The sequence below is a fragment of the Paenibacillus sp. J45TS6 genome (genome assembly GCF_018403285.1).
In the GTDB taxonomy this organism is placed as follows: domain Bacteria; phylum Bacillota; class Bacilli; order Paenibacillales; family Paenibacillaceae; genus Paenibacillus.
On record NZ_BOSJ01000017.1, the window covers coordinates 63,738 to 88,822 of the forward strand.

Below are 25,085 nucleotides of genomic sequence, written 5' to 3' on the forward strand. Positions count from 1 at the left end.
CGAATGAGGACCAGTCCCTTCTGTTCTTAATTTATAGAGTCCGTCATCACGGAGAACGTTCTAGTAGAACTTCACAAGATCATCAATCTGAACAGGAAGTCCAGTACGAATGGCTTTGTTAGCAGCTATCCCTGTCAAAATAGAACGTGCTCCATCCACATGATTCGCTGCGCGGTCAAATGGATCATGCACCGGCTCACCAAACAGATCATTCAGAAGAACTGGGTCGCCTCCTCCGTGTCCTCCTTCTCCTTCCTCTACATCAACCAGGTAAGGCGCATCAAACATTGGGAATACTTTGATACTATGTCCTTGCAGCGCACCTTCGTTCGTCCGGTCTCCGCCTGCATTCACATAGGACTGTTCAACAATATTCATTTCAATCCGTCCCTTACTGCCGTTAAAAGCAATACGGTATCCTTCCCACGGCATATACGCATTCAATGAATACGTAAGGACTGCACGGTTTTTGTATTTCACAAGGACACCCATCGTATCTTCGATACTAATTCCGTCTCCAAAAACATTTTGGTCCCGCTGATATCCGTCTTCGTGCTCTGCATCAAGATACATTGCTTTGAGTGATTCATTCTCATCTAGATGGAGTGCAAAAGGATCATCTTTCGCATGTTCATTCCCTGTTGCCCGCTGAAAAGGATGGCTTTCTCCGCGATTCTCCGCATTCTCTTTACCGTAGAAGAGTAAATCCCCAAACGCGAAGACGGTCTCTGGCTGAGAGCCGATCCAGAAATTAACCAAGTCAAAATGATGTGTTGATTTATGTACGAGCAGTCCCCCGCTGTTCCGTTTATCACGGTGCCATCTGCGGAAATAATCTGCACCATGACGAGTATTCAAAAGCCACTCAAAATGCACGGAATGAACATCGCCGATCGTTCCGTTCATGATCAGCTCACGAGCTTTCGTATGATGCGGTGCATATCTATAGTTAAAAGTCACCCGAACATTCCGTCCGGTTCTTTCTACCGCATCAAGAATCTCCTGACATTTTTCCTCATCAACCGTCATCGGCTTTTCTGTAATGACATCACAGCCGAGTTCGAGAGCTCGGATAATATAGCGGTGATGCGTTCGGTCGATACTCGTAACAATGATAGTATCCGGCTTATGCTTTTCAATCATCGTTTCAAATTCAGTATCTTTATAAGTAGGTACCTCAGGGTAATCACATTTATCCCTCAGCACTTTATTGGCATAATCCATACGTGTCTGATTGGTATCACAAAATGCGAGAAGTTCAGACTGGTCGCGATAATCCTGAGCCAGTGCCGTATAGAAAAATCCTGCTCGTCCTCCCGTACCTACAACTGCATAAGTCTTTTTGCTCATTTTATGTTACCTCCTAAGGTTTCTATTTTTGTACTTTGGGATGTTAACTGTGCTTCATTTTGTTTAACTCTCACATCTACGGCGGCATGCTGCTCCTGATCAAAATAAGTGCCTTCGAGCAGGCCGATCAGCGTTCCGGTAACTTTTACTTCTACATCATTTTCTCCTTCACGAAGAAGGGAGGTACTGCCCGCCCAGCAGTAAGGAGACCAAGCACGAATCCCCAGCGATTGTCCATTAACTAGCACTTCGATTACATCTTGCAAACGAAAATCCGTAAATAACATTTCAAACTGGTCGGAGCCCTGCTCATCTACAGCCCTGTATTCAAAGGTCCGTTTTAAACTTAGCGTGCCTGCATAATGAGGGAAACCTGCCATCGGTTCTGGTAGAAGGGTATCCAAAGATTCAGGTAATGCACCCAGTACAGGCATATCGTCCTCGTAGTAAACACCGAATGCGCCAGACAACATGAGCGGATCTACGATACCGTCATCGTCTTTGGTCACTTCCACTCGAACACGTATCTCATTCAGTCCTACCTGAAGGTATGGAGCAATCTCAATCCCGATATTGGTATAATCAGTTATCCAGACAGGAGCGAAATCAGAAGCACTCAGCCGGTGCTGATTCACTTCGATTACGTAATTCCCCGAGATGGCGTTTCCATCAAAAAATAATAAGCAGTTCTCTTCTTTTCTATGACATATGAACTGAGACTTATAAACGGCATCTAGCGGATAAGCCACTTTGGCTTTCTTCGGTGTACCGAAGACTTGATCAAATTGGAGAGGCAGGCCGCTTCCCGCTTCACCCGCAATCTGCTCAATGAACGTTTTAGCCTGTACTTCCAGGTCCTGAATATGTACCTGCCCGAGCGAATCAATTACGGTTAATGAAAAATCACCGATACGCAGTTTATTATCCTGCTCTGGAGTTACCATCCACCCCCCTGCAACAGGAAGTTCGATTTGATATGGACTTGGTACTATTTTCGGTTCTCTATCCGTCATCACGTTTGCCGGGACAACGTCGAATAGGAAAATTACCGCTTCATAAGGAGCAAGTGTAACTTCCACTTCTTTATGGTCAGTGACAGACCGTCTTTCACTGGTTTCCCCTGTACGAAGTGATAAGTTCCGCACGTCCACTTGGATATTATCAATCTCCGCATTCGTACCTAATCTGCTAAGCAGTGCCTTCTTATCAATCTGCAACTTTCCTTGCAAGGTTTCTCCTTCCTGATTCGTCAGGAATAAAAAAGCCTCATGCGCTGAGATCATGCGGAACTGCTGAAGGATATGCAGAGGGTCATTCTCTACCCTTAGTACGACAGCATCATCTAGCCATTCATCGAGCTGTGGTAGTAAATACTCTGAAACTTTCTGTTCCATGGCTCCATCTACAGGAAGAGAGTACACATTCTCCTTTTTGCAAAGCTCTTCCCAGTCCAAGGCACCCGGAGATCCCGGTTCGACTGACTCAACTGGAAGACACCCCGTTGTAATCACTTTTCCACCTGCGCTGACAAAAGCCTGAAGCTGATTCCAGGCAGCAGCCTCCAAATTCAGCATAGGGGGCAGAATCAACACCTCATAGGATGCTTCACCGATTTCGATGTTTCCCTCTCTAATCTGTGCTTCAGCAAGCAGTTCTGGATCAAGATGATCATAGTCACAGCGATATCGAAGCAGCAGATTCGATAGAATCAGCCAGTCTTTCTTGAGCTGATCAAGCTGTGCTTTTTCTTCTTCCTCTTCTCCACCGTACGCAAATCCATGCAGCGGATTCCCCATCAGAGTCCAGAATGTGGTTGTTGGGTCAAGCAAAGCAATTCGAATATCCGCCTTCCCTTCGCTCATTAGATAACTAATGCGCCCTACATAATCTCCGAGCTCGCGGAAAAAAGGCCAATAGGGATTCTGTAAAAATTGGGACGGAGGTGCATCATGTTTTGCAAGCCCGCTGATCGTGTAGAAAAAGGCATGGAAATTATAAAAATTCGTGCCCATCGCAGCCATTCGGTCGATCATCCATTTCGCATCCTGTAAGGTCATGGACCAGCCTACGCTATGAAAGCATTCGATCATATTGCGTGGTCTGCCGAGCTGCCGGGCCAGGGAACTAACCATCTTCGGGTTATCCCGCATATTCAGTCCGTAGCGCTGTAGTATATATTCAAGCGAACGGCCTGTTTTTTCATGAGCAGAATCACCGCCTGGCAGATGACTGTACAGCTGTGTCGTCATTCGCAGGGATGGAACCTCAGCTGCATATTCAATTTGTGCCTGTTCACAGAAATCGTGTGCCTGCTTATGAACGGATTTTCGCAGCAGCAGATGAACGGATTGATAATAGTCATACCGAGTCTGTTTTGCCTTGGGTACATCACTTCGCAGTAAGGCAGGAAGCTGTTCGATAAGATCATAACCTGTTCTTTCTTTGAAAAAAGACGGCAGCTGCGGTGACCACGGAATTTGGCCAAGAGGTGCAATTTCGTCCGTAAACATCCCTTTAATCACGGTTCCGAAATCTTCTCCGAGTTCCTCCTGATACCGCTCATGCGTCAGTTCAATGAATCGTTTCATCGCCTTCTCATTAAGAGGATCTACAAAATTGCCATAATATTTAAAATCATCGATCTCCTGCTCCATGAAAATAAAGATTTCATATTCTCCTTCAGGCACTTCCCATTCCAAACGAAACGCAGTTTCATAAGTGAAAAATCGCTTGCGATTATATGAAGTAAGTCCCGTTTCCTGATATACCTGCTGAAGCTGGATATTCCCGATCTGTTTTCGAAGTTCTATTGTTTGTTCCCACTCGTATGTCCCGTCCGCCCTAACCAGTACTGCTTTTGCATACAGAATCACCGCCCATGGCAAGGTCCATGACACAATTTCGCCATGGCTCACCCTACCAGTGTGATGTATGAGTGCACGCTGTTTTGCTTCCGGCATTTCAAGGGTTACTTCTCCGCCAGCCATGCCGCTTGGATACGGATATTCGTCGTATAGCCAAACCTTCATCCCTTTTGCCTTCGCTTCCTTTACGGCAAATCGCACCTTATGAAACCAAGCCTGTGAGAGATAAGGGACGGTTAGTCCCTGTCTCGCACAGATAAAAAATCCGCCTACGCCCTGTTTTTCCATCTCAGAAATTTGGTGTCTGATCTGCTCATCATCCATCTCACCATTCCAGAACCAGAAAGGATGAGCACGATATTCATTTCCTGGATTCTGAAATGTCCCTATATTCCACATGCTGATAACCTCCCTGAAGCCTTTTATTTCTGCAGCTCGGCGTAAAGTGTATTCATCTCTTCTATATACTCTTTACCTCCGTTTTTCTCCCACAAGGCAAAAGCGTCCTGCAACCCTTTTTCATCAATCTGACCCACGATAAACTTCGTACGCGCATCATTAATGATATTGTCAAGCTGCGGTCCTTTTTGTGCATAGACATCCGAGATCAGCGGTTCACCCGGGTTAGGAATAACGATGGATTCGTTTGCCTTTTGCACTTCAGCTACCTTCTTACGTATTTCTGTCTGCTCTACAGTGAGTCCCCGTGTCTCCGGAATAAACATGAGAATTTGGTTGGTTCCATTCAGATCTCTCATGGCAAGCTTATCTGTAGTAGGAACGATGTAATCATCCTTTTTCTCATAATGAGTGCCTTCGAGTCCATAAGACATCAGCATTTGCAGCTCCTCATCATTCAAACGGTCAAGGAAAGTAAGCACTTGTTTCAGCTCTTCCTCCGTTTTCACTGCACTTTTGGAGATAGCGATCATGCCAGAATATCCGGAAGTGGGAAGATCACGATGTCCTTCAGGCCCTACCATAGCTTGCAGAACATCTACAGCATCTGTATGATTCGGGTCCTTCTCCAATATTTTTGATTCAATACGCTGCGCATTATCTGCTACATCGACCATGACTCCACCGTTGCCGTTGACCATCAGATCCGACATTTTGGTAGCATCCATTACAGCAAAATCTTTATTAATAAGGCCCTCACTATACAACTGGCGGAAGAACTTCAAAGCCTCCAGATATTGAGGTGTCTGATGCGCTGGGATCAGCTTTCCGTCTTGTTCTCCCCAGCCATTTGGTGCACCAAACCACACCTGCATGATGTCCCATGGACCATTAAATTGACTCGCGATAAGCCCGTACGTATCCTTTTTTCCATTACCATCCGGGTCATTTTCTGTAAACGCCTTCATGACATTGTAAAACTCATCAATCGTAGTCGGTGCTTTTAGCTTAAGAGCATCCAGCCAGTCTTTCCGAATCGTAACCCCGTTTCTTCCAAGTGCCCGAGCCCGGTATATGCCATAGGTTTTCCCATCAATCGATGCATTGTTTAGTATGATCTCATTCGCACCTGATAGATTTTTATAATCTTTCAAATAGGGGCCGAGCTCCCAGAATGCACCGCTGCGGGCCGCATTGATAAAGCTTGGTGATTTGCCGAGTACTACCATGAGACTAGGAAGCTTGCCTGATGCGAGTGTGATATTGAATTTATCATCGTAGGAACTGCTTGGTACCCACTGAAACTCTACTTCTGTATCCGTAAGTTCTTCAAGTTTCTGTAGAACCGCGTTGTTATCCGCCGGCGTTTCTGCTTGGAAGTTTGGTACCATAATACTAATTTGATTTTTCGTTCCTGGACTTTTCTGACTTTCGGGTTCAGCTGTATTCTCTTTTCCCCCAGGTGAACAAGCGGCTAGCAAGGAAGTAATCAAGAACGCAGTACTCACCATTTTTACAGAATACGCTAACGTGCCTTTGGTTTTTTTCATGAACCTATACCCCCATATATGTTTAGTTTCTTGTTACCCCTTAATGGAACCAAGCAGGACCCCTTTTGCAAAATGCTTTTGCAAGAACGGATACACAATTAGAATTGGGATTGTACCAACCACGATCACCGCCATTTTAATGGACTGTTCAGGTGGCTGAACAAAGTTCTGATCAAGGTTAGCCATGTCTCCCACCGTACCTTGCGATAAAAGCACAATCTGCCTAAGCATGATCTGAAGCGGCCATTTCGCACTGTCTGTTAGATATAAAAGGGCCGAGAAAAAGTTATTCCAATGACCTACCGCGTAAAATAGAGCGAAGGTGGCAATAACAGGTTTTGATAGCGGGAGTACAATTCGCCATAGCACGCCGATATCCGTACACCCATCGATTCGAGCCGCCTCCTCCAATCCTGCTGGAAGTTCTTGAAAAAAGTTTTTGACCACAATCAAGTTAAACGCGCCAATCGCCCCTGGTAGAATCAAAGCCCAGTAGCTATCGAGCAGACCGAGTCCACGAATAACGAGATAAGTTGGGATCATTCCTCCGCCAAATAACATGGAGAAGATAACTAAGTTCATCACTACATTTCGTCCCCAAAAGTCTTTGCGAGACAGGGGGTATGCCATCGTCAGCGTAAACAACAGATTGACAAAAGTTCCGGCAACCGTAATGAAAATGGAATTCCCAATACTTCTAAAAATGGTGGAAGATGAGAAGATATACTGATACGCACTAATCGAAAATTCCTTTGGTATTAGAAAGAAACTTCGGGCCGTAATCTCTGCTTCTGTGGCAAATGAATTACCGATGATGTAGAGAAACGGCAGTACTGTGACAAGTCCAAACAGACCCAAGAACACGTAGTTGAACGCATCAAACACACGCCCGCCTGGGGTATTAAACCGTTTGTTCATCTTGCGGACCCCCTACAAAAAATTTAGAATCGATGCAAGCTAACCAGCCCTGGACTAGTAGATACCGGAGTGCCCAAACTTTTTGGCCAGTTTGTTAGCTCCAAGAATCAGGACAATGCCGATTAAAGATTTAAATAATCCAACCGCAGTACTGTAGCTGAAAGCTCCCTGTGTGATACCGACTTGATACACATAGGTATCAAACACATCCGCTACATCACGGTTCAAGGAATTGGTCATTAGATAAATTTGCTCAAATCCGGTGTCCATAAAGTTACCCAAACGAAGAATCAGCAAAATAATAATCGTATTACGTATAGCAGGTAGGGTAATATGCCATATTCTTCGCATCCGTCCCGCCCCATCTACAATAGCAGCTTCATATTGTTCCATATCTACCCCTGCAAGTGCGGCCAGGAATATGATGGTTCCCCATCCTACTTCTTTCCACAACATTTGGATAATGATCAGAGGCCGGAAAGCATCTGGATTCGACAGCACGTCCACTGGCTTTCCCGTGACTTGGGCGATCAGTTCATACAGAACACCGCCATTTGGTGTAAGAAACACATACGTAATACTTGCGATAATAACCATGGATACAAAGTGAGGTACATAAACAAGCGTCTGAATCGTTCTTTTAAACCATGATTTCGTCACTTCATTAAGAAGTAAGGCGACTAGGATCGGCGCGGGAAAGAAGAAGATCAAATCATATACAGCAAGAATCAAAGTGTTTCGGAGCAGCCTGAAGAAGTCCGGATTCTGAAAGAAGGTAGTAAAGTTATCAAACCCTACCCACTGACTGTCACGAATTCCAAGAAAGGGTTGATAGTCCTGAAATGCAATGACGACCCCCCACATCGGTGCATATTTAAAGATAAGAAAATAAAGCAGTCCAGGGGCTAAGAGGACATAAAGCCACTTGTTTCGTTTTAATTGAGCCAGCCATCTTTTTCTTGCTTTTTGTTTCGCTTCAGCCTTGGTCATTCTATTCGGTGTATACGGCTGTAATGTTGCAGAATCCGGTGAACCACCAGGCAAATGTTGATTCATGAGCGATCTCCTTTCTTTGGCGAATGAAACCAGAATATTTTGTAAGCGTTAACATTTGATTGACTCTACTTTACAGACCGCTGTTCATTTCCGGCAACTGACCATTTTTGTATGTAGATGAAATCGCTCAAAAAGCCTGGTGGAACAAGGAAATTATGTCTTTTTTACTTTTTTGCTTTGTCTTTCATATCACTTTTTTGCACTCATTTCTTTTTTTGTATAGAAAGATCCGCCCCCTCCTTTAACAGTGATTTGCATGGAGCAAGGCGGAAATTACACATCAAAAAGCAACTGAGAAGTACATATAAAAATCAAATTAACGGTTCCACTGTTCACGGTACTGCCCTGGGGTCAACCCTTCTTGTTTCTTGAAGATACGATTAAAGTAGCTGTGCTGATAACCTACCTGATCTGCGATTTCGTTAATTTTCAAATCGGTTTCTCGCAGTAAACGTTTTGCCATGTCCATACGCCGAAAGGTGACATAATCAATAAAATTGATTCCTGCAACTTGTTTAAAAGCTTTACTAAGTGCATAAGGAGTCATATCTTCCAGATCGGCACAAGCTTCAAGCGATATATCCGTCATGTACTGCTGATCGATGCGTTCCATGGTGCGTTCAACTGCGGGTTTCAGCCCTGAATGTGATCTTTCTTCCATAAAGGTAATAAAAGGAGTAATGACTTCAGATTTCAGCCAAGCTTCAATCTGCACTGGTTCCCTTAGCTGGGCAAGCTCATCATATAAATTACGGCCACTAAACAGTTCGTATGGAGGAATTCCAGACTGCAGCATCATATGCAGCATGCTTGCCAGCAGTTGAAGCATCATCTGCTGCAGCTGATAGATCGTACATTGACGCTGTGTGACTTGTTTTACAAAATCACAGAGCAGATCTCGTGCCTCTTCTTCTTTTCCCGTTCGAATGGCATGGATCAGGTCTCGCTCAATAAGAAACGGATAACTCGATTGCTCTATATCGTGAGCGAGTGTCAAATGATCCAAATCCAGAAGCTGGTTAAGTTCTTCAATGCTATGGAATGCTTCTGCTTGCTCAAGTTCCATAAATAGGGAGGGTAAATCACTAACAGAAGCCGTAGGTCTACCCACCATAATTGTCACATTCATTTTCATAATTTGGTTAATGACCACCATCAATTCTTCGGACCATTCAAGCACAGATGCCTTTAATTTTTCCTCTTCACCGGTTAAAAGGATTGCAGCAGACAGATCGTGGAAATTCAGCACACTGACTTGCTCAAAACGCTGCTCTGCGAATTCCTCAATAATATTCACTACTGTCAAAGTAACAAGGCCTTTATCCTGCTCAAGAAAACGTCCACTTAGCTTGGAGTATCCTGTCAGTTGCAGTCTTACGAGTAAAAATTGCTGATCCTGCACCCGAAATCCAAGATCCTCTAGTCGCTGCCTTAGATCTGCTTCGGAATGAGCAGACAGATGTCCTTGAATGAGCTGCATGATATATCCATCCCGCAACTGCGGCAACTGAAGTTCAAGCCTTTTACGAACGGTACTTCGCTCCATCACAAGTTCATTCCACTGCGCTTCAAGCAGTTCGAATTCATCCACATTAACCGCAGGCGGAACAGGGTTGTTACCCGTTGATTCAGCAGAAAGCAATCTCAACAATCGTTCAATTGGTGTATAGATGCGGCGAGATACCAGCCAGGATAATAGGATCGCAAGAAGGAGTCCCGCTGTACTCATGAGTACAATCCCTTTGGACACCGATAACAAAGGGGCTGTTATGTCGGTAATCGGCGCTGCTGAAACATAGATCCAGTCCGAATCAATCCGATTCATTTTTCCATAGGAGACAGAGTAAGAGATCCCTTCAAACGTATATAGTAATGAACCCTTGTCTTGAGACAGGTCCACCTTTTGTCTAATTTCTTCATTTAACTGTTTAGAGGAACTGCCCTCATGGTCTCCACCGGACAAGAGAATATTTCCTTTTTGGTCCATTAAAAAAGTCGAACCTTGATCATAAGGGGTAAGCGTTTTCAGTAAGTTTGTCACTTTTTTGTTATCCAGCTTAACGATGAGGGCTCCGAACGGGCTGAGACTCCCCCCTGGAATTTTATGAACAAGGACTAAGCCTTCTCCTGGATCCGTCTGAAGCAAATGGGCTGAGTTGTCTTCAGTACCCTTTGTCCTCTGCTCCGACAGCGGCTGTCCTGGAATTCGATCTGTCCAGTAAATATGGCTCCCATCTTTAAGATACTCATTATAGGATTCAATCAGCGATAGATCAGTCAGCTCGCTATAAGAACGATTGAACAAGATCGGCTGAGGTTCATTCACGTACAGCTCTACTTTTTGGATAAGTGGATTAGAGCCTTGCAGTACGTATAATGTTTTCATAATATCTACTGTCTCTGTAAACTGATAGACATAATCCATTTCTTTCAATTCTTCCCCAAAACGGGGTTCAAACGCCCAATGAGATAAGCTGAGTTCCATATAACTGAACTGGTCGGCAAGATTCTCAGCCCGGTTCATAATCTGATTCTGATGGAGCCTGTTAAATTCTTTTTCCATCTGCCCGATTACAAGCCAGTACATCGTCATTCCTGTAATGAGCCCTGGAATACTTGCGATCAGCAAGATCGTAATTAAGCTTTTACGATAAAATCGTCCCTTGCGAGGACTTCCTGTTATAAAACCAAGCGGATTTAACTTCTTTTTACGAGCTGAATGAAGATGAGGATTCATCGTTATATTCACCTGCCTATTTCTCGAAGTCACATTGTAAACATTATTTAAGTTCTATAGGGTTTAACAAGACAATGAAATGGTTAATATATTGGTTTCGCCCCGTTTTACCCTTAATCCTGCAAAAATGGATTATTCTGTAGTCTAATCACTCCATATTTCGTATTCCTCGAAAAAGAGTGTAAAATAATAAGGAATCGTTGAAGACGTTATTTGAGGAGGATCTTTACACTATGAGTATTGATTACAAGGCTTATTTTGAAAACAATCGTGAACAACATCTGAATGAGTTACAAGAATGGTTATCCATTCCGAGTATCTCTGCCTTATCTGAACATAAAGGTGATGTCCATAAAGCAGCGGAGTGGCTTGCAGCTAAACTGACAGAAGCGGGCCTTGAGCACGTAGAAATCCATGAAACCAAAGGTCATCCTTTGATTACAGCAGATTATCTGCATGCGGAAGGGAAACCTACCGTTCTGGTCTATGGTCACTATGACGTACAGCCGGTTGATCCATTACATTTATGGGAGACACCTCCTTTTGAGCCTTCCATTCGTGACGGGAAATTGTATGCTCGCGGTGCAACCGACGATAAAGGACAATTGTTCTTGCATGTTAAGGCTGTTGAAGCGATTTTGAAACAAGAGAAGGAACTGCCCGTTAACATCAAATTCTGTATTGAAGGTGAAGAAGAAGTATCCAGTCCAAACCTTCCGCTCTTCCTCGAAGAAAACAAGGAAAAGCTTACAGCTGATGTCGTTCTCGTCTCAGACACATCCTTGCTTGCTCCCGGAAAACCAGCCATCTCTACAGGACTGCGTGGACTTTGTTCCCTTGAGCTTTCTTTGAATACAGCAAATACAGATCTGCATTCCGGTTCTTACGGAGGCGGCGTACCTAATGCCCTTCATGCGATGGTCGAATTACTGTCTACCTTGCATGATAAACAAGGACGAGTAAGTGTAGAAGGTTTCTATAATGGGGTACAAGAATTGTCTCCGGAAATGCGCGAAGAATTTGCTAAACAGCAATTTGACGAAGAGAAACTGAAACAAGATCTCGGTCTTGATGCGCTCTATGGCGAAGAAGGTTACTCTTTTGTGGAACGAATCGGTGCACGTCCAACGCTTGAACTTAACGGCGTATATGGCGGATTCCAAGGAGAAGGAACGAAGACGGTGATCCCTAAAGAGGCACACGCCAAGATTACTTGCCGGCTTGTTGCAGATCAAGATCCGCAAGCTTGCCTTGATGCCATCGAAGCACATCTGAATGCTCACACTCCGGTAGGAGCAAAACTAACCATCACTCCAAAAGAAAAAGCATTTGCATTTAATATCGATCCGTCTCATCCGATGCTGCAAAAAGCGGCAGATGCGTACGAAACCGTATATGGTACACGTGCACTGTTTACCAAAGATGGAGGCTCCATCCCTATCGTTGAAAAACTGTCCAGCACACTGAATGCACCTACGGTCATGATGGGCTTCGGCTTGCCAGATGAAAATCTGCATGCACCAAATGAGCATTTCAACTTAGAGAATTTTGATAAAGGTCTGCTGACCATTGTTGACTATTTGAAACGTGTTTAAAAGTAAATAGAAAAAACTCAATTCGGGTGAAATCGAATTGAGTTCTTAGGAAGCAGGTTGGATCGAATCCAGCCTGCTTTTTATTTTAATTTCGAACCTTTAATCCATACATCTGTAAGCTCTAGGGAAGAATCCAGCAGCAGAATATCGGCTTGTTTCCCCTGCTCAATTGTTCCTGTTACATCAAGAAGTCCGAGCAGGCTCGCTGGATTGTGACTTGCTGCCTGAGAAGCTTCTACTATACTCAGCCCCACTTCCTTAACTAGGAATTGAAACCCTCGAATCATGGTAAGCGTACTTCCTGCGAGTGTTATTCCATCTTCGAGCCGGGCCACGCCCTCTGTTACTACCACAGGCAAATCTCCTAATGTGTAATTACCATCGGGAAGACCCGTAGCTGATATGGCATCTGTAATGAGCACCAGCTTGTGAATACTGCTTTTGAGCTGAGCAATGAGAGATACCGCAGCGGGGTGCACATGAATCCCATCGGCAATCACTTCCGCACTGATTCGGCGATCACTTAATACAGCCCCCGCCGTTCCTGGCTTACGATGATGCAGTGGTGTCATCGCATTAAACGTATGAACTGCATGATGAAGTCCAGCTTCCACGGCAGCTTCAACCTCTTCATAAGTAGCATCCGTATGCCCTAAGGCAGCAGTAATATGCTGCTCCCTCAGCCATTTGATCACTTCATGTGCCCCTTCTCGCTCAGGAGCAAGGGTAACTTGACGGATAAGACCTGGGTACATCTTTTCCCAGGAAATAAGCCAGTTCACATCAGGCAGGGAAATATGTTCTGGATTTTGTGCACCGGGCCACTTTGGACTAATAAATGGACCTTCTAGATGAACCCCTGCCAGCTGTGCATAAGGCATCGGCTGCGCGCGATATTCATTCACTTCATGGAGAACTTTATCAATCCATTCTTTGGGAGCAGTCATCGTTGTTGCAAGCATGGTTGTCGTCCCTTGTGAAGCATGATATGAAGTAATCGTGTCCAGGATTTCTTTTGAGGAATCCATAAAATCTTCGCCGCCGCCGCCGTGAACATGAATATCTATAAAACCAGGAACAATGTATCCGTCATGTCCCTGGATCACTTCTCCCTGTTCATCCGACCATCTATGGGGAATATCAGAAGCAGGACCTGCGTAAACGATTTTATCATTTTGTATAATTACAGCGCCTTGTTCTAGAACCTCATCTTTCATCACTACATTTCCATAAATGGTGGTCAAGCTGTTTTCGTGATTTACCATATTACATGAACCTCCCAGCTCCGCGATCCAGTAGAACAGTCACATTCGGATGGCATTGCAAAAGAGATGCTGGACATTCCGTCGTAATTGGACCTGTCAGTGCCGTGCGAATAATTTCTGCCTTATCCTCACCGCGGGCTATAAGCACAATTTGCTTCGCCTTGAGAATAGAGGCCACCCCCATCGTTATGGCTTGTTTTGGCACATCATCAATGGATGGGAAGAAACGTGCGTTTGCCTTCAGCGTCTCTTCTTTTAAATCCACAACGTGAGTACTGCCAGTTAGACTCACTCCTGGTTCATTAAATCCAATATGTCCGTTATGTCCAATACCGAGCAGCTGAAGATCCACCGGTCCATGGTCGTTCAAGAGTTGCTCGTAATGTGCACATTCCGCATCTAGATCCGGTGCATTACCATCGGGTACATGTGTATTTTCAAGTTTAATATCGACATGATTGAACAATTTCTCATTCATAAAACTACGATAGCTCTCCGGGTGATTTACAGGCAATCCAACATACTCATCCAAATTAAAAGAAGAAGCGCTCGCAAAACTTACAAGTCCGCGATTATACATATCGATTAGTTCGTTATAAATTCCAACAGGAGAACTCCCTGTGGCAAGACCGAGCACTGCTTTTGGTTTACTCTGTAAAAGTGATGCGATAAGTTCTGCTCCGGTTGTGTTAAGCTCTTTTTCTTGATCAAAAGTTCTAATATTCATCTTATTTATCCCCCATTCCGTAATTTCACACGTTGTACTTGCTCATAAGAGCCATCCAGTCTTGGTACAAATCGTTCAAAATCCTGACTGACCATGCCTGTAAATAAAATATCAATCACATGTAGTAATGCGATACGCGAAGCCATATCTCCTCGGCGCATCCCTTGTTCGAGTGAGGAAGTAAACAAGGGAATATCAGCGACAGATGCAAGGGTGTTGTGTCCATACGAAGTAAGTGATATCGTGCTTGCTCCCTGTTCTTTCGCACAAACGAGCGCATCTATCGTGTCCTGCGTCTCACCTGAATAGGAAACCGCAAAAGCAACATCCTCAGCACCCAGGGATGAAGCAGAAGTCACCTGCATATGTCCATCGGAAAACGCTGTACAGGAAACACCAATTCGAATTAATTTCTGATAGAAGTCCTGCGTCACGATCGATGAAGTGGCAACTCCGTACAGATCTACCCGTCTTGCTCGGCAAAGCAGATGTATCGATTTCTCAAGACGTTCCATATCAAGCAGTCTTGTGGTGTCTGTAATCGATGCTAAGTGATTCGCTTCGATGGCTTCTACAATCGTAGTAAGCGAATTGCCTGCAACGATATCTTGATACACCTCATTACCCGAATGTTGAAAAGTTTCTGCTGCAAGCTTCATTTTGAAATCTGGAAATCCTCGAAAATGTCTGGATTTACAGAACCGAGTCACCGTTGCCGGGCTGGTTCCGCTTCTTTCGGCTAGTTCCTTAATAGATAACCGCGTGATCACAGAGGGTGATTCTAAAATGACCTCGGCAATTCTTCTCTCTTGAGGAGGAAGTTGCTCCATTTCTTGGAGTAACGCATGTAAGATCGCTGCCATAGGATGAATCCACCTCGGTATGAAAATTATTTTAATGAATTTTATATTAAATTAAGAAAATTATTTTTACTACCATCCCATCATAATCCATTATAGACAGTGAAATCAACAGGTTTTGGGTTATATCAGTAACATGTTCCACCAAAAAAATGGATTAGCCCAAAATTTTGCACAAACCGAACCATTCTAGGTGACTTTACATAAGATGATTTGACTGTATCCCTTAACCTTGTTACACCATACAAACCCGGGCAAGGAGGGGTGAACATTGAAGGGTGACCACAAGAGCAAATTTTTGTTGACCCACCGTGAACGCGAAGTATTCGAGCTTCTGGTGCAGGACAAAACGACGCGTGATATCGCGGGACTTCTTTTTATCAGCGAGAAAACGGTGCGCAATCATATTTCCAATGTGATGCAGAAACTCAATGTTAAGGGTCGTTCACAAGCGGTAGTAGAGTTAATTAAGCTAGGAGAATTAAAAATTTGACGAAAAAGAAGCTCTATCCTTTCGTCATAGCCCTCTTCGTTTGTCCTTAGGGATGAAAGAAGAGGGCTTTACTTGATTACTCAGGGTTAACAATTATAAGCAGGATTTGATTATGTAGTTATCAACAAGATAATCTATTAAAAATAAAAGAGACCCATACAGGGTCTCTTTCTAAATTATAATTAAATTAAGCCTTTATTTGCCGAATGATATCATGAACATCTACAAATGATCTTTGCTCAATAATTTTCCCTTCAGAAATACGCAAACGTATCATCAGAGAAAATCTAGCTTCTTTTCCGGTAGCAGGGACACCAGCAAAAGGGATACCCGTGTGTTTTCCTTCAAAGATAAAAGTGGCAGCTACCAGATCACCTTCCGCTACCATTTCTACAATCGGCATTTTAAAGCCAGGGAAAGCATCAAAATTTTTCTTTTCTGACTGAATAAGACCTTCTACACCTGGAAATGGAGTATCCACCTGTGGATAAAATACATAGTCTTCATGACAAAAATCTTTAAGAGCGTCATAGTTCTCTTCTTCTATCGTTTCAAAAAAACGGCGAACTAAATCTTTATTAGCTTCTACTGACATCATTATACCTCTCCATTTTTTGTTCTCATCTTAGAATGAATAAGACTCTCCGTCATTTGGTACTAACACACTAGACGTGATTCCTTTTTCATTAATAAAGGTTTTTAAATCAGCTCTAGAAAGTCCCCAATGGTTTACAGCTTCCATGTGAACAGCAATGATTTTTGCATCAGGGGCAGCCTTGTATACTTCATATAAATCTTCTTTTCCCATGATCAGAGAACCACCCACCATGAATTGATTATTTCCTGCATTGGCCACAATAATTTCAGGTTTATGTGCATTGATGGTCTCTTGAACTGCTTCATACCATACGGTATCACCGGTCAAATACAATGTTCTCTCATTTGAGTGTTTGAAAATAACGCCGCACACTTCGCCAGCATGCTCTAAGATTTCGCCTCTGCCATGCTCGCCTTTTGTTTTAATCAATTGAATATCTTCAAAAATAGTATTCACTTGTAAAACTTCGACATTTTTGAAGCCGTCGTTTTGGATTGCTGTCGCATCCTCATCATTTTGAGCAAATATTTTTATTTCTTTTGGCAATGCTTCTTTAGCAGCATCATCCCAGTGGTCAGGATGCAGATGAGTAACAATGACAGCATCAATATTAGATACAATATTGTCAATGGCTGTCGGTAAGCTTACTAAAGGATTATTTTGGTCTTCTCTCGGTGCAGGGGGTAAACCAACACCCGTTCCAAATGGCGGCATAGTCCCCTTCTCCGCTAACATTGGATCAATCAATAATCTTTTTCCTGCATATTCTACAATCGCTGTTGCATTACGAATGTGATGTATATTCATAGTTATAAACTCCTTTTATTTTTTTTGATTTGAAGCACATTTTTAGTCTTTACTAGACTATCTAATGCATACATGGACTAAAAAAGTCTTTTGGCGGTTTTACTTTATTAATGAAAGGATTGTTAGAATGTTAGATAAGACAGATATGGATATCCTTGATGAACTATCTAAGAACAGTCGGATCACGATGAAAGAATTAGGGGAGAAAATCCATTTAACGGGCCCAGCTACTTCAGCAAGAGTTGCGAAATTGGAGGACATGGGAGTTATTGAGCGATACACCATTCAATTAGATCAGGTCAAATTGGGGTTTAATATACATGCTTTTCTTACGATCATTACACAAAATACTAACCATCAGCCCTATTTATCATTCATCAAAAATCAAGAACAATATCTTATACGTAATTATAAAATCAGTGGGGATGGCTGTTATATTCTTGAATGCAAATTTCCATCGAATAAAGTAATGAATGAATTTTTGGAAGCTCTAAACGAGTATGCGAACTATAAATTATCAATTGTTATTGATAATTAATGAAATACAAAAAAAAGAGAATCAATGAACGTGATAATGAACATTGATCCTCTTTATGATTAAAATTAAAAGATCCCGCTTTTATCATACTAAGATATTTAAGTATCTTAGTCCTTTTTGTATTCGATAATATCTCCAGGCTGACAATCTAAAGCCTTACAAATCGCTTCTAAAGTAGATAACCGAATCGCTTTGGCCTTCCCGTTCTTCAGGATGGAGATATTAGCCATCGTAATTCCAACCTTCTCAGATAGCTCCGTAACACTCATCTTTCTCTTAGCCAACATCACATCAATATTGATTATAATAGCCATGCGATCACCTCAGACTGTAAAGTCATTTTCTGATTTTATATCATTTGCTTCTTGTAAAAGCCTTTGAAGAACTGCTGCAAAGACGGCAATCACCATGGCGGCGAAGATTAAGATGAGTCCAATGACGATGATTCCTGGAGCGTCATCGATCTCTGCCACGACATAAAAGAGTGGCAAGGATATCACATACAACACACTGATTGTGATAGCACTGTATTTTATATTTTTCAAAGCCTTTACCGATAATTCCGAGAAAGCCTCGTTCTTGTCAATATAACTTAACAGTTTAAAGGCTTGATACAAAGCAAAGTAAAAAGGAATTGCCGTTAGATAAAAGTAAAATATAACGAAATATTGTATATAAGCGATATTCGGAATCAGTTCTCCTACAAATTCTCCGATGTTAGGCACCAAAAAGATGCATAAAGCAAGAATCGGAATCCCCATAAGTACAACAGCTATTCTTAAAAAGAGTGTTGATACTCGTTTCACAAATACACCTCACCTCAATTTTATTAATTAGACTTTAACATAATAATTTATTGTTTTACAATAAAAAAATATTGTTATTCATTTTCTCTCATGTTCCTGATTCATGACTGCTTTGATTACAGGATCATCATATATATTGTCTGTTTCTGTTGTATCTACAGTGATATGTGGTATCGTTTTTTCCTCTTCATTAATTGAGCCATCTGATGTAAGCCCCATAACCAAAGGAAACCTGACTAGAAATCCACTATTGGGCAACTTTAGAACAACAGGATCCGTTCCAATTCCATCTCCGCTTGTTCTCTCTCCGATAAGCGTTGCCCATTTAGATTCCTTTGCAAAAACAGAAAATTTCTCAGATGAAGAAAAAATCTGATCATTCACAAGCAAATAAATCTTACCTTTGTAAGCAATTGATTGTTTAGGTGAAATCGTTGTTGTAGCTTCGTCATACTTATCAAAATTATTCATGATTTCAGGAGTCAACCGTATGCTTTTATTCTCTTTCGTTAATTCCGATAGAGAAGGTAAATCCTTATAGTCCATCCCCGACTTACTTTCAATAAAGGTTTTAATATAGTCTCCATCTCTATATAAAAAGTAAGATGTCCAGGTAATCGGCTCACTGATTATCTGTTCAACTAAAGCCATCCAATACTCATCGGTTCCGCCTGAATTATCTCTTACATCTATAATTAGTTTATTCTTATCAATAATGGTTTGAAGATAGGGCGTTATGATCGATAATCCCTTCTTCATTTCGACATCAGCAAAGGTAGGAATCTTTATGTATGCTGTATTTTCATCTAAATCTACCGTTTTCACACTAGGATACGTATATGTAGAAGTTGAAGTTATATTTTGCTTTTTGTTCATTGAATTATATCTTTGTACTACCGTAGAGTCTTCCAACGCTTCAATCCAAGGTTTGTGAATTTCTGGGTTTTTCTTATAGACATTTAGTAATGAATGATAGGATTCGAGAGTTACCAATTCGGTGTGCTTGTTATTTAAATCTCCTAATATGTCATGTAGTAAACTCTCGAAATAGCCCATGGTATTGATAGTTTCGAATTTCGCTCTGTATTCCTGTTCCTTAGCAACCCAATCGATCCCATTCATTCGTTTATTGACACCTAAAAAAGGATAATTTTCTGACAAGATCTGAAAGAGATAGTCAAAGTCCTCCACCATCTGCTCTCTTGTTAATACAGGTAAACGTGCTGATTGAGTGACTATAATATCATCTTGGATACTGTCATTCTGTTTTGCCGTGGAATCGCAAGATGAAATCACTGTCAAGCTAATAAATACAACAATGATTAACCCTCTTTTTCTCATTACTTCCCTCCTCTATAGATTTAATAAATCACAATTTGGGATAATCTATCTTGGGCTACTAACATTACTATCGTTTCATTTAACATATAGTTAGACTATGAGAAAATTTTCACATTATTTTATAAAAACAATCCTTTTATAAAGATGGCTCGGGACGGGATCGAACCGCCGACACTAGGATTTTCAGTCCTATGCTCTACCTACTGAGCTACCGAGCCTTATTTATTTAGGGATGGCTCGGGACGGAATCGAACCGCCGACACTAGGATTTTCAGTCCTATGCTCTACCTACTGAGCTACCGAGCCTTATTTATTTAGGAATGGCTCGGGACGGGATCGAACCGCCGACACTAGGATTTTCAGTCCTATGCTCTACCTACTGAGCTACCGAGCCTTATTTTAAATAGATTACTGCTGATGGAATCCTATGATCTCCTTAATTGAATACAAAAAAGCCCCTCGTTCAAAGGGACGAGGAGCCGCGGTACCACCCTATATTAGAGCCTTCTTGATTAACAAAGAAGAAAGCTCTCACTTTAATAAATAACGGTTAAACCGGTACACCTCTACTTACCATCAAATGGTTTCAAGGGACAGCTCCAGAGCGAACTTCATTCAAACCATTACCCTAGAAACGTTCTCAATCTTCGGCGTTTCCTCCCTGTAAGCAGGTATTTGAATTACTTTTCTCCTTCAAAGCTTTTTGATCGCTATATAATTTTCCTTATTATGATGTAATACCTATTTAAAGTCAACACTTTTAAAAAATAGAATTTTAATTCAGATAGGATTATCTAATGCAGATAAAAAATAAGAACTTTTAGTCAGACTATTTTCTCTTTTTTCGAATCCATTACACCTATATATTAATAAATAACAGAAAGAAAATACATTCAAAACGAATGATAAGAATGAATGCATCCTTTGTACTCAAATAGAAAGGAGATATACATAACATGAAATCAATAGTACAACTATTACATTTTGGTTATCATCAAGCGATGAGCTGTATTTTCCCGGTGGCCATCTTTATTACGCTTGCCCTCACCCGTGTAATAGAGATCCCCTTCCTCTATCGCTATGACGCTATTCTCCTTATCCTGCTCGGAGTGCAGTTCCTTATGTACCGCAGTGAATTAGAGTCAATAGACGAAATTAAAGTAATTTGTATATTTCACATTATTGGATTGGTGCTTGAGATTTATAAGGTATGGATGGGGTCATGGGCTTACCCAGAGCCTGGATATTCCAAGGTATTTGGTGTACCGCTGTATAGCGGATTTATGTATGCAAGTGTAGCAAGCTTTATGTGTCAAATATGGCGGAGGCTGCGCATGGACATGACCGGATGGCCCGGGCTTATTCCTTCGCTTTTGTTAGGAGGAGCAATTTATCTTAACTTTTTTACGCATCATTTTATACCCGATTTTCGTTGGTGGCTGACTGTGCTTGTATTTATTGTTTTTTGGAAAACCTGGATCATTTATCGGGTACGGACTGTAACCTACCGAATGCCTCTGACTCTCGCCTTTATTATTGTAGGTTTTTTCATCTGGGCTGCAGAGAATATAGCTACATTCTTTGACGGTTGGAAATACCCTGACCAGCATGAAACCTGGCAATTGGTTAGTTTTAGTAAAATCAGCTCTTGGTTTCTGCTAGTGATCATTAGCGTTATCATAGTTGCCCAGCTTAAACATGTGAAAGCAAGCCTGACAAACCATGATTCACGAATAAAATGAACTCAAATTATTCTATAAATCTCATATAAAAGACGCTGTCCTATTGGACAACGCCTTTTCTTCATTTTCAATAAACTTATGATATCTAATACTTAAAATACAATGCTTTTACTCTTGATTAGACGTGGATTTGGCCGGGAAAATGCGGTCCATCATGACCTGAAACTCATTCACAATCCCGCTAATCGGATGACCGTTCGCCAAATCAGAGGCATAGCCTTGTGCACGTTCCAAGAAATCAGGGTTTGCTGAAATATATACATTTTTCACCTTTGGATCCATTTGCTTAATTTTCTTCGTGATTTTTTGTTTCAATTCATTTGTAACTTGTTCTTCTGCTTGGGTGTTATTCTTGTTCGTGTACGTTCCAGGCCCTTTTTGGCTCTTCATATTAACGTTATTTGGGTTAAAGATTCCGCCTGCCCCGCGGGGACCATTCGCATTATCTCCAAGCATATTGCTTTGAGAATAGTCGTTTGAGCGAAGCCCTGGTGCAATACCGCTCGTTGTATAGGGAGCTCTTGTCCCCATATCATTTACACCCAAACCGCCTAAATCTTGATTCATTTGATTTCGGTTATTATGATGTCTTGTACTTTGTGGCTGGACGCCTTCTTTGAGCGATACCGCAACATAAGCATTATGATCAGTGCGCAAAACATAAGCCTCTCCCACTCCGTTCATTTCAGAGATCGCTTTTGACATTTGATTGTGTGAAGAAAGATTGGTTGTGCGATGTACACTAGCCCGGTCCGGATTTATACCATTCATTCCATAGTTGATCCCATTACGAACGTTGCGGTTTACATCCGATGCATAGTTACGGACATTGTTCGTTTTCACTCCTTGATCATCCGTCGTTGTTCCACAACCGGTTAGAGCTGACATCATAAGCATTGCAGCAGATAAAGAAAGGGTAACCGCTTTGGTTTTTTTCATTCCTGGCATGGTTCATCCTCCGCTTCAATTTGAAGTTGTTATAGCACTCCGTTAGCATGCGCGAAGCACTGCTGCCTTATCCTGAAAGGATATGGAACACGCCATTAAAAAAGCCCGAAGAATCCCACTATATAAGCAGGGCTTCGAGCTTCCTTCCTTATTCTGTTGTATCCGTTTCTTCTGTATCACTCGTTCCATTCAGTAAATCTTTCGCTTTATCAGCTACCTTATCCACTGAATCAGCAGAAATAACATAAGCAAGTGTAATGTCCTGGTTCGTTTTCACATAGTAAATACCTTCGTCAGTGGAGTCCGTCAGCCCTTGATACACCTGGGTCGTTCCATCTTCTAATTCAGTCGTAACTGTAAAAGAAACAGAGGTACTTCCTTGTTTAGGTTTTTGCAGCACTTGATCGGTAGCGATCGTCTTCAGCTGGTTCATAAGCGAATCTGCATCCGTGAGTTCTACACTTTCACCATTTAAAGTCCAGGCCGCTGTCTCCCCCTCTTCTCCATCTTTACGTTTCAAAACCCATGAAATATCCCTGCTTTCCCACTCAAGGGATACAAGCTGATCATTATCCCATTCAAAAGGCGTGGTATCCATCAGCTGTAGAGGACTCAGCAGGAGATTCGATGCCGTCGTTTCTGCAATACTCACCACTTGTCCTGCCCCTAATTGTGCGTAAACCTTGCTTCCCGTGGGCAGATTATTCCCAAGCGCGATTTCAACCGTACCGCCATCTTCCGTTGTAATTATAATCCCCTGATCATCTAGAGAAAGTCCATATTTCTCAAGATCTGTCGGATTCTCTTCTACGACGGAGGCAAGATCCACATTGGTTACCGTATCAAGCCATTCATCAACGGCATAGCTATTCACAGGATACGCTTCAGGGGCAGTCATTACCCACTCGTTATCTTGCTTTGTAAGTTCTGTTATTTCACCGCCGCTCACAATACGAAATGAGGTAATCGCTGCTGGATCTATCACATCCGTGCCCATTAGTTTTTCCGGTTCAGCTTCTTCCTGAAAATAGTTCTGGGAGTGAGCGAAAGCCCACATCCCTGCGAGCACAACTAACAAAAGAATCGTCGGAATAAACTTCTTCATTTTTTTCTGCGCCTCCACCATAATAAAGCACCAATGATGACAAAAATAAGTGGCATCCCGATCACAGCAATCGCGAAAATTGCCGAACCTTGGGCCTGTGTCAAGTAAGCCAGTTCATATCCCATCTGCTCCCTTGGACGAATGGTCAAGCCATTTTCTTTTTCTGCAAGATAATTAATCGTATTGAGAACAAAATCCCGGTTTCCCCCACTCCCAATCTCGTAATCTTGCATGAAAGTAGTCGCACCTAAAATAACGGCTTTCGGATTACCATCTGTCGTTTCTATGGCATAACCTAATTTGACGGGTCCTTGCAAATCTTCTTCCGTATCATTATTGGTTTCATTCTCCAGAAGTCCTGTTATATCTGTTTCTCCGTAACTCGTGTCTGAGGACTCCAGAATAGACGTTACCATCCATTTATCTTGTGTTTCAGCGCTAAGTCCAAGCGACAGACTGAAGACAGGCTGAAGATGATTTTGAATTAATTTATCTGTAACCGTATGTGATTCAAGCTCAGGCATGGACCACAAAGGTCCATTTGTCGTAGAAGATTCCTGATCAACCATAATGGCATGTTCATCTACCACTCCGTACTGTTTCATCAGAGCATCAATATTTTTCCACTCGTTCTCCATATCTTCGTGAAAACCAAGCGTGAGGAATAGCTTGCCTCCATTATCCATATACTTCTGAACCTGCTTCAATTCTGCGTCACTCAGATCCTCTTGCGGACCCAAAATAGCCAAGACATCCGTATCTTCAGGTACCGCAGTATCTTCCGATAAAGTGATCTCGGCCACTTCCATGTTGCTCTGGTTCAGTGAGGTTTGCAGCGTGGTAGCAGCAGACAGTCCAAGTTCTCCATGTCCGGTTAAAAAGGCTACTTTATGTGTTTCATCCGATTCAAGTGAAAGAAGAGCCTGTGTTAATTTTTCTTCTCCTGAGAACAAATAAGATCCTTCATTTTCCCCAGAAGAGAATAAATCAATCATGGACACAATTTGCTGCTTGTCCCCTTGTAAAATAACGATGGAACTTGAATTCAGCTCGTACTGCTGAGCCAGTAAAGGTTCAGATTCAAGATTATATTTTTCCACTTTCAGTTTACTATTCAGCTTACTGTACTCATCGACTAAATCCGTTACTTCCCGGTTTAATAATTCGTCACTTGAGCTGTTCACCGTAAACACCAGCACCCGGGTATCTTCCGTAATCGCTTTGACCGCTTCTTTCGTTTGTTCTGATAACGTGTTCTGTTTTCCCTCAGAGAGATCAAGCTGAAAACCTCCGAGTGAACTCATAAATAACGTCAGCAAAATAAAAATACCGATAACCGCTGCGGAAATAATACCGCTGTTCGTATGATTCATCCATTTTTTCATT

At 42.2% G+C, this 25,085-nt stretch carries 21 protein-coding genes, 3 tRNA genes and 1 other annotated feature; of the genes, 4 read left to right on the forward strand and 20 right to left on the reverse strand.

Features of this window, described 5'->3' with window-relative positions; all coding sequences use genetic code 11:
* Positions 1 to 60: 60 nt before the first annotated feature.
* The 6 genes from KJS58_RS20095 to KJS58_RS20120 all read right to left on the reverse strand — a co-directional run bounded on the left by KJS58_RS20095 (position 61) and on the right by KJS58_RS20120 (position 10,874).
* Positions 61 to 1,350 (reverse strand): Gfo/Idh/MocA family oxidoreductase, encoded by a 1,290-nt coding sequence (locus tag KJS58_RS20095; protein ID WP_213535221.1) that lies wholly within the window; start codon positions 1,348 to 1,350, stop codon positions 61 to 63.
* The gene (locus KJS58_RS20100; RefSeq protein ID WP_213535223.1) at positions 1,347 to 4,613 is read right to left on the reverse strand and encodes a glycosyl hydrolase; all 3,267 of its coding nucleotides are present in this window, start codon (positions 4,611 to 4,613) and stop codon (positions 1,347 to 1,349) included. Before KJS58_RS20100 ends, KJS58_RS20095 begins: the two co-directional genes overlap by 4 nt.
* 23 nt (positions 4,614 to 4,636) lie before the next feature.
* Positions 4,637 to 6,163, reverse strand: coding sequence for an extracellular solute-binding protein (locus tag KJS58_RS20105; RefSeq protein WP_213535224.1), 1,527 nt, complete (start codon positions 6,161 to 6,163; stop codon positions 4,637 to 4,639).
* A 33-nt stretch (positions 6,164 to 6,196) separates the two neighbouring features.
* On the reverse strand, positions 6,197 to 7,081 hold the full coding sequence (locus KJS58_RS20110) for a carbohydrate ABC transporter permease (RefSeq protein WP_213535226.1): 885 nt from the start codon (positions 7,079 to 7,081) through the stop codon (positions 6,197 to 6,199).
* Between the two features lie 54 nt (positions 7,082 to 7,135).
* Positions 7,136 to 8,071 (reverse strand): ABC transporter permease, encoded by a 936-nt coding sequence (locus KJS58_RS20115; protein ID WP_213535265.1) that lies wholly within the window; start codon positions 8,069 to 8,071, stop codon positions 7,136 to 7,138.
* 382 nt (positions 8,072 to 8,453) lie between these two features.
* Positions 8,454 to 10,874, reverse strand: a complete 2,421-nt coding sequence (locus KJS58_RS20120; protein ID WP_213535227.1) for an AraC family transcriptional regulator — start codon at positions 10,872 to 10,874, stop codon at positions 8,454 to 8,456.
* Between the two features lie 239 nt (positions 10,875 to 11,113).
* On the opposite strand from KJS58_RS20120, the gene KJS58_RS20125 reads away from it, so the two are divergent.
* Positions 11,114 to 12,469, forward strand: a complete 1,356-nt coding sequence (locus tag KJS58_RS20125) for a dipeptidase (RefSeq protein WP_213535266.1) — start codon at positions 11,114 to 11,116, stop codon at positions 12,467 to 12,469.
* Between the two features lie 80 nt (positions 12,470 to 12,549).
* On the opposite strand, the gene nagA is transcribed toward KJS58_RS20125, so the two are convergent.
* Genes nagA through KJS58_RS20140 form a run of 3 tightly spaced genes read right to left on the reverse strand, consistent with a single transcriptional unit; the run spans position 12,550 to position 15,324 of the window.
* On the reverse strand, positions 12,550 to 13,734 hold the full coding sequence (gene nagA / locus KJS58_RS20130; RefSeq protein WP_213535228.1) for an N-acetylglucosamine-6-phosphate deacetylase: 1,185 nt from the start codon (positions 13,732 to 13,734) through the stop codon (positions 12,550 to 12,552).
* Position 13,735: 1 nt separating this feature from the next.
* Positions 13,736 to 14,461 carry a glucosamine-6-phosphate deaminase gene (gene nagB, locus KJS58_RS20135; protein WP_213535230.1) on the reverse strand — a complete coding sequence of 242 codons (726 nt, stop codon included), beginning with the start codon at positions 14,459 to 14,461 and terminating at the stop codon, positions 13,736 to 13,738.
* Between the two features lie 5 nt (positions 14,462 to 14,466).
* A complete protein-coding gene (locus tag KJS58_RS20140) occupies positions 14,467 to 15,324 on the reverse strand; it encodes a MurR/RpiR family transcriptional regulator (RefSeq protein WP_213535236.1) in 858 nt (285 codons plus the stop codon).
* Positions 15,325 to 15,592: 268 nt separating this feature from the next.
* Here KJS58_RS20140 and KJS58_RS20145 point away from each other — a divergent pair, with 268 nt between their 5' ends.
* Positions 15,593 to 15,814 (forward strand): helix-turn-helix domain-containing protein, encoded by a 222-nt coding sequence (locus tag KJS58_RS20145; RefSeq protein WP_047913631.1) that lies wholly within the window; start codon positions 15,593 to 15,595, stop codon positions 15,812 to 15,814.
* A gap of 187 nt (positions 15,815 to 16,001) precedes the next feature.
* Here the strand turns inward: KJS58_RS20145 and KJS58_RS20150 are convergent, their stop codons facing one another.
* Both KJS58_RS20150 and KJS58_RS20155 read right to left on the reverse strand, forming a co-directional pair.
* Complete coding sequence (locus KJS58_RS20150) at positions 16,002 to 16,409, reverse strand: ester cyclase (RefSeq protein ID WP_249717680.1); 408 nt, start codon at positions 16,407 to 16,409, stop codon at positions 16,002 to 16,004.
* A gap of 30 nt (positions 16,410 to 16,439) precedes the next feature.
* Positions 16,440 to 17,219: an MBL fold metallo-hydrolase gene (locus tag KJS58_RS20155; protein ID WP_213535238.1), complete on the reverse strand. Its 780-nt coding sequence runs from the start codon at positions 17,217 to 17,219 to the stop codon at positions 16,440 to 16,442.
* A gap of 127 nt (positions 17,220 to 17,346) precedes the next feature.
* On the opposite strand from KJS58_RS20155, the gene KJS58_RS20160 reads away from it, so the two are divergent.
* Positions 17,347 to 17,757 (forward strand): Lrp/AsnC family transcriptional regulator, encoded by a 411-nt coding sequence (locus KJS58_RS20160; RefSeq protein ID WP_213535240.1) that lies wholly within the window; start codon positions 17,347 to 17,349, stop codon positions 17,755 to 17,757.
* A 107-nt stretch (positions 17,758 to 17,864) separates the two neighbouring features.
* On the opposite strand, the gene KJS58_RS20165 is transcribed toward KJS58_RS20160, so the two are convergent.
* The 6 genes from KJS58_RS20165 to KJS58_RS20190 form a co-directional block, all read right to left on the reverse strand.
* Positions 17,865 to 18,071, reverse strand: coding sequence for a helix-turn-helix domain-containing protein (locus KJS58_RS20165; RefSeq protein WP_213535241.1), 207 nt, complete (start codon positions 18,069 to 18,071; stop codon positions 17,865 to 17,867).
* Between the two features lie 9 nt (positions 18,072 to 18,080).
* A complete protein-coding gene (locus tag KJS58_RS20170; protein WP_213535242.1) occupies positions 18,081 to 18,563 on the reverse strand; it encodes a DUF2975 domain-containing protein in 483 nt (160 codons plus the stop codon).
* Positions 18,564 to 18,641: 78 nt separating this feature from the next.
* Positions 18,642 to 19,904 (reverse strand): S41 family peptidase, encoded by a 1,263-nt coding sequence (locus KJS58_RS20175; RefSeq protein ID WP_213535244.1) that lies wholly within the window; start codon positions 19,902 to 19,904, stop codon positions 18,642 to 18,644.
* A gap of 145 nt (positions 19,905 to 20,049) precedes the next feature.
* Positions 20,050 to 20,122, reverse strand: a tRNA-Phe gene (locus KJS58_RS20180).
* A gap of 15 nt (positions 20,123 to 20,137) precedes the next feature.
* A tRNA-Phe gene (locus KJS58_RS20185) sits at positions 20,138 to 20,210 on the reverse strand.
* Positions 20,211 to 20,225: 15 nt separating this feature from the next.
* Positions 20,226 to 20,298 (reverse strand) — tRNA-Phe (locus tag KJS58_RS20190).
* A gap of 70 nt (positions 20,299 to 20,368) precedes the next feature.
* Positions 20,369 to 20,610 (reverse strand) — a binding site (T-box leader).
* A 250-nt stretch (positions 20,611 to 20,860) separates the two neighbouring features.
* Here KJS58_RS20190 and KJS58_RS20195 point away from each other — a divergent pair.
* The gene (locus KJS58_RS20195) at positions 20,861 to 21,646 is read left to right on the forward strand and encodes a DUF817 domain-containing protein (protein WP_213535245.1); all 786 of its coding nucleotides are present in this window, start codon (positions 20,861 to 20,863) and stop codon (positions 21,644 to 21,646) included.
* A gap of 108 nt (positions 21,647 to 21,754) precedes the next feature.
* Here the strand turns inward: KJS58_RS20195 and KJS58_RS20200 are convergent, their stop codons facing one another.
* The 3 genes from KJS58_RS20200 to KJS58_RS20210 all read right to left on the reverse strand — a co-directional run bounded on the left by KJS58_RS20200 (position 21,755) and on the right by KJS58_RS20210 (position 25,084).
* Positions 21,755 to 22,594, reverse strand: coding sequence for a YhcN/YlaJ family sporulation lipoprotein (locus KJS58_RS20200; protein ID WP_213535246.1), 840 nt, complete (start codon positions 22,592 to 22,594; stop codon positions 21,755 to 21,757).
* Positions 22,595 to 22,742: 148 nt separating this feature from the next.
* The gene (locus tag KJS58_RS20205; RefSeq protein ID WP_213535248.1) at positions 22,743 to 23,699 is read right to left on the reverse strand and encodes a DUF4340 domain-containing protein; all 957 of its coding nucleotides are present in this window, start codon (positions 23,697 to 23,699) and stop codon (positions 22,743 to 22,745) included.
* Complete coding sequence (locus tag KJS58_RS20210; protein ID WP_213535249.1) at positions 23,696 to 25,084, reverse strand: GldG family protein; 1,389 nt, start codon at positions 25,082 to 25,084, stop codon at positions 23,696 to 23,698. Before KJS58_RS20210 ends, KJS58_RS20205 begins: the two co-directional genes overlap by 4 nt.
* Position 25,085: the final 1 nt, after the last annotated feature.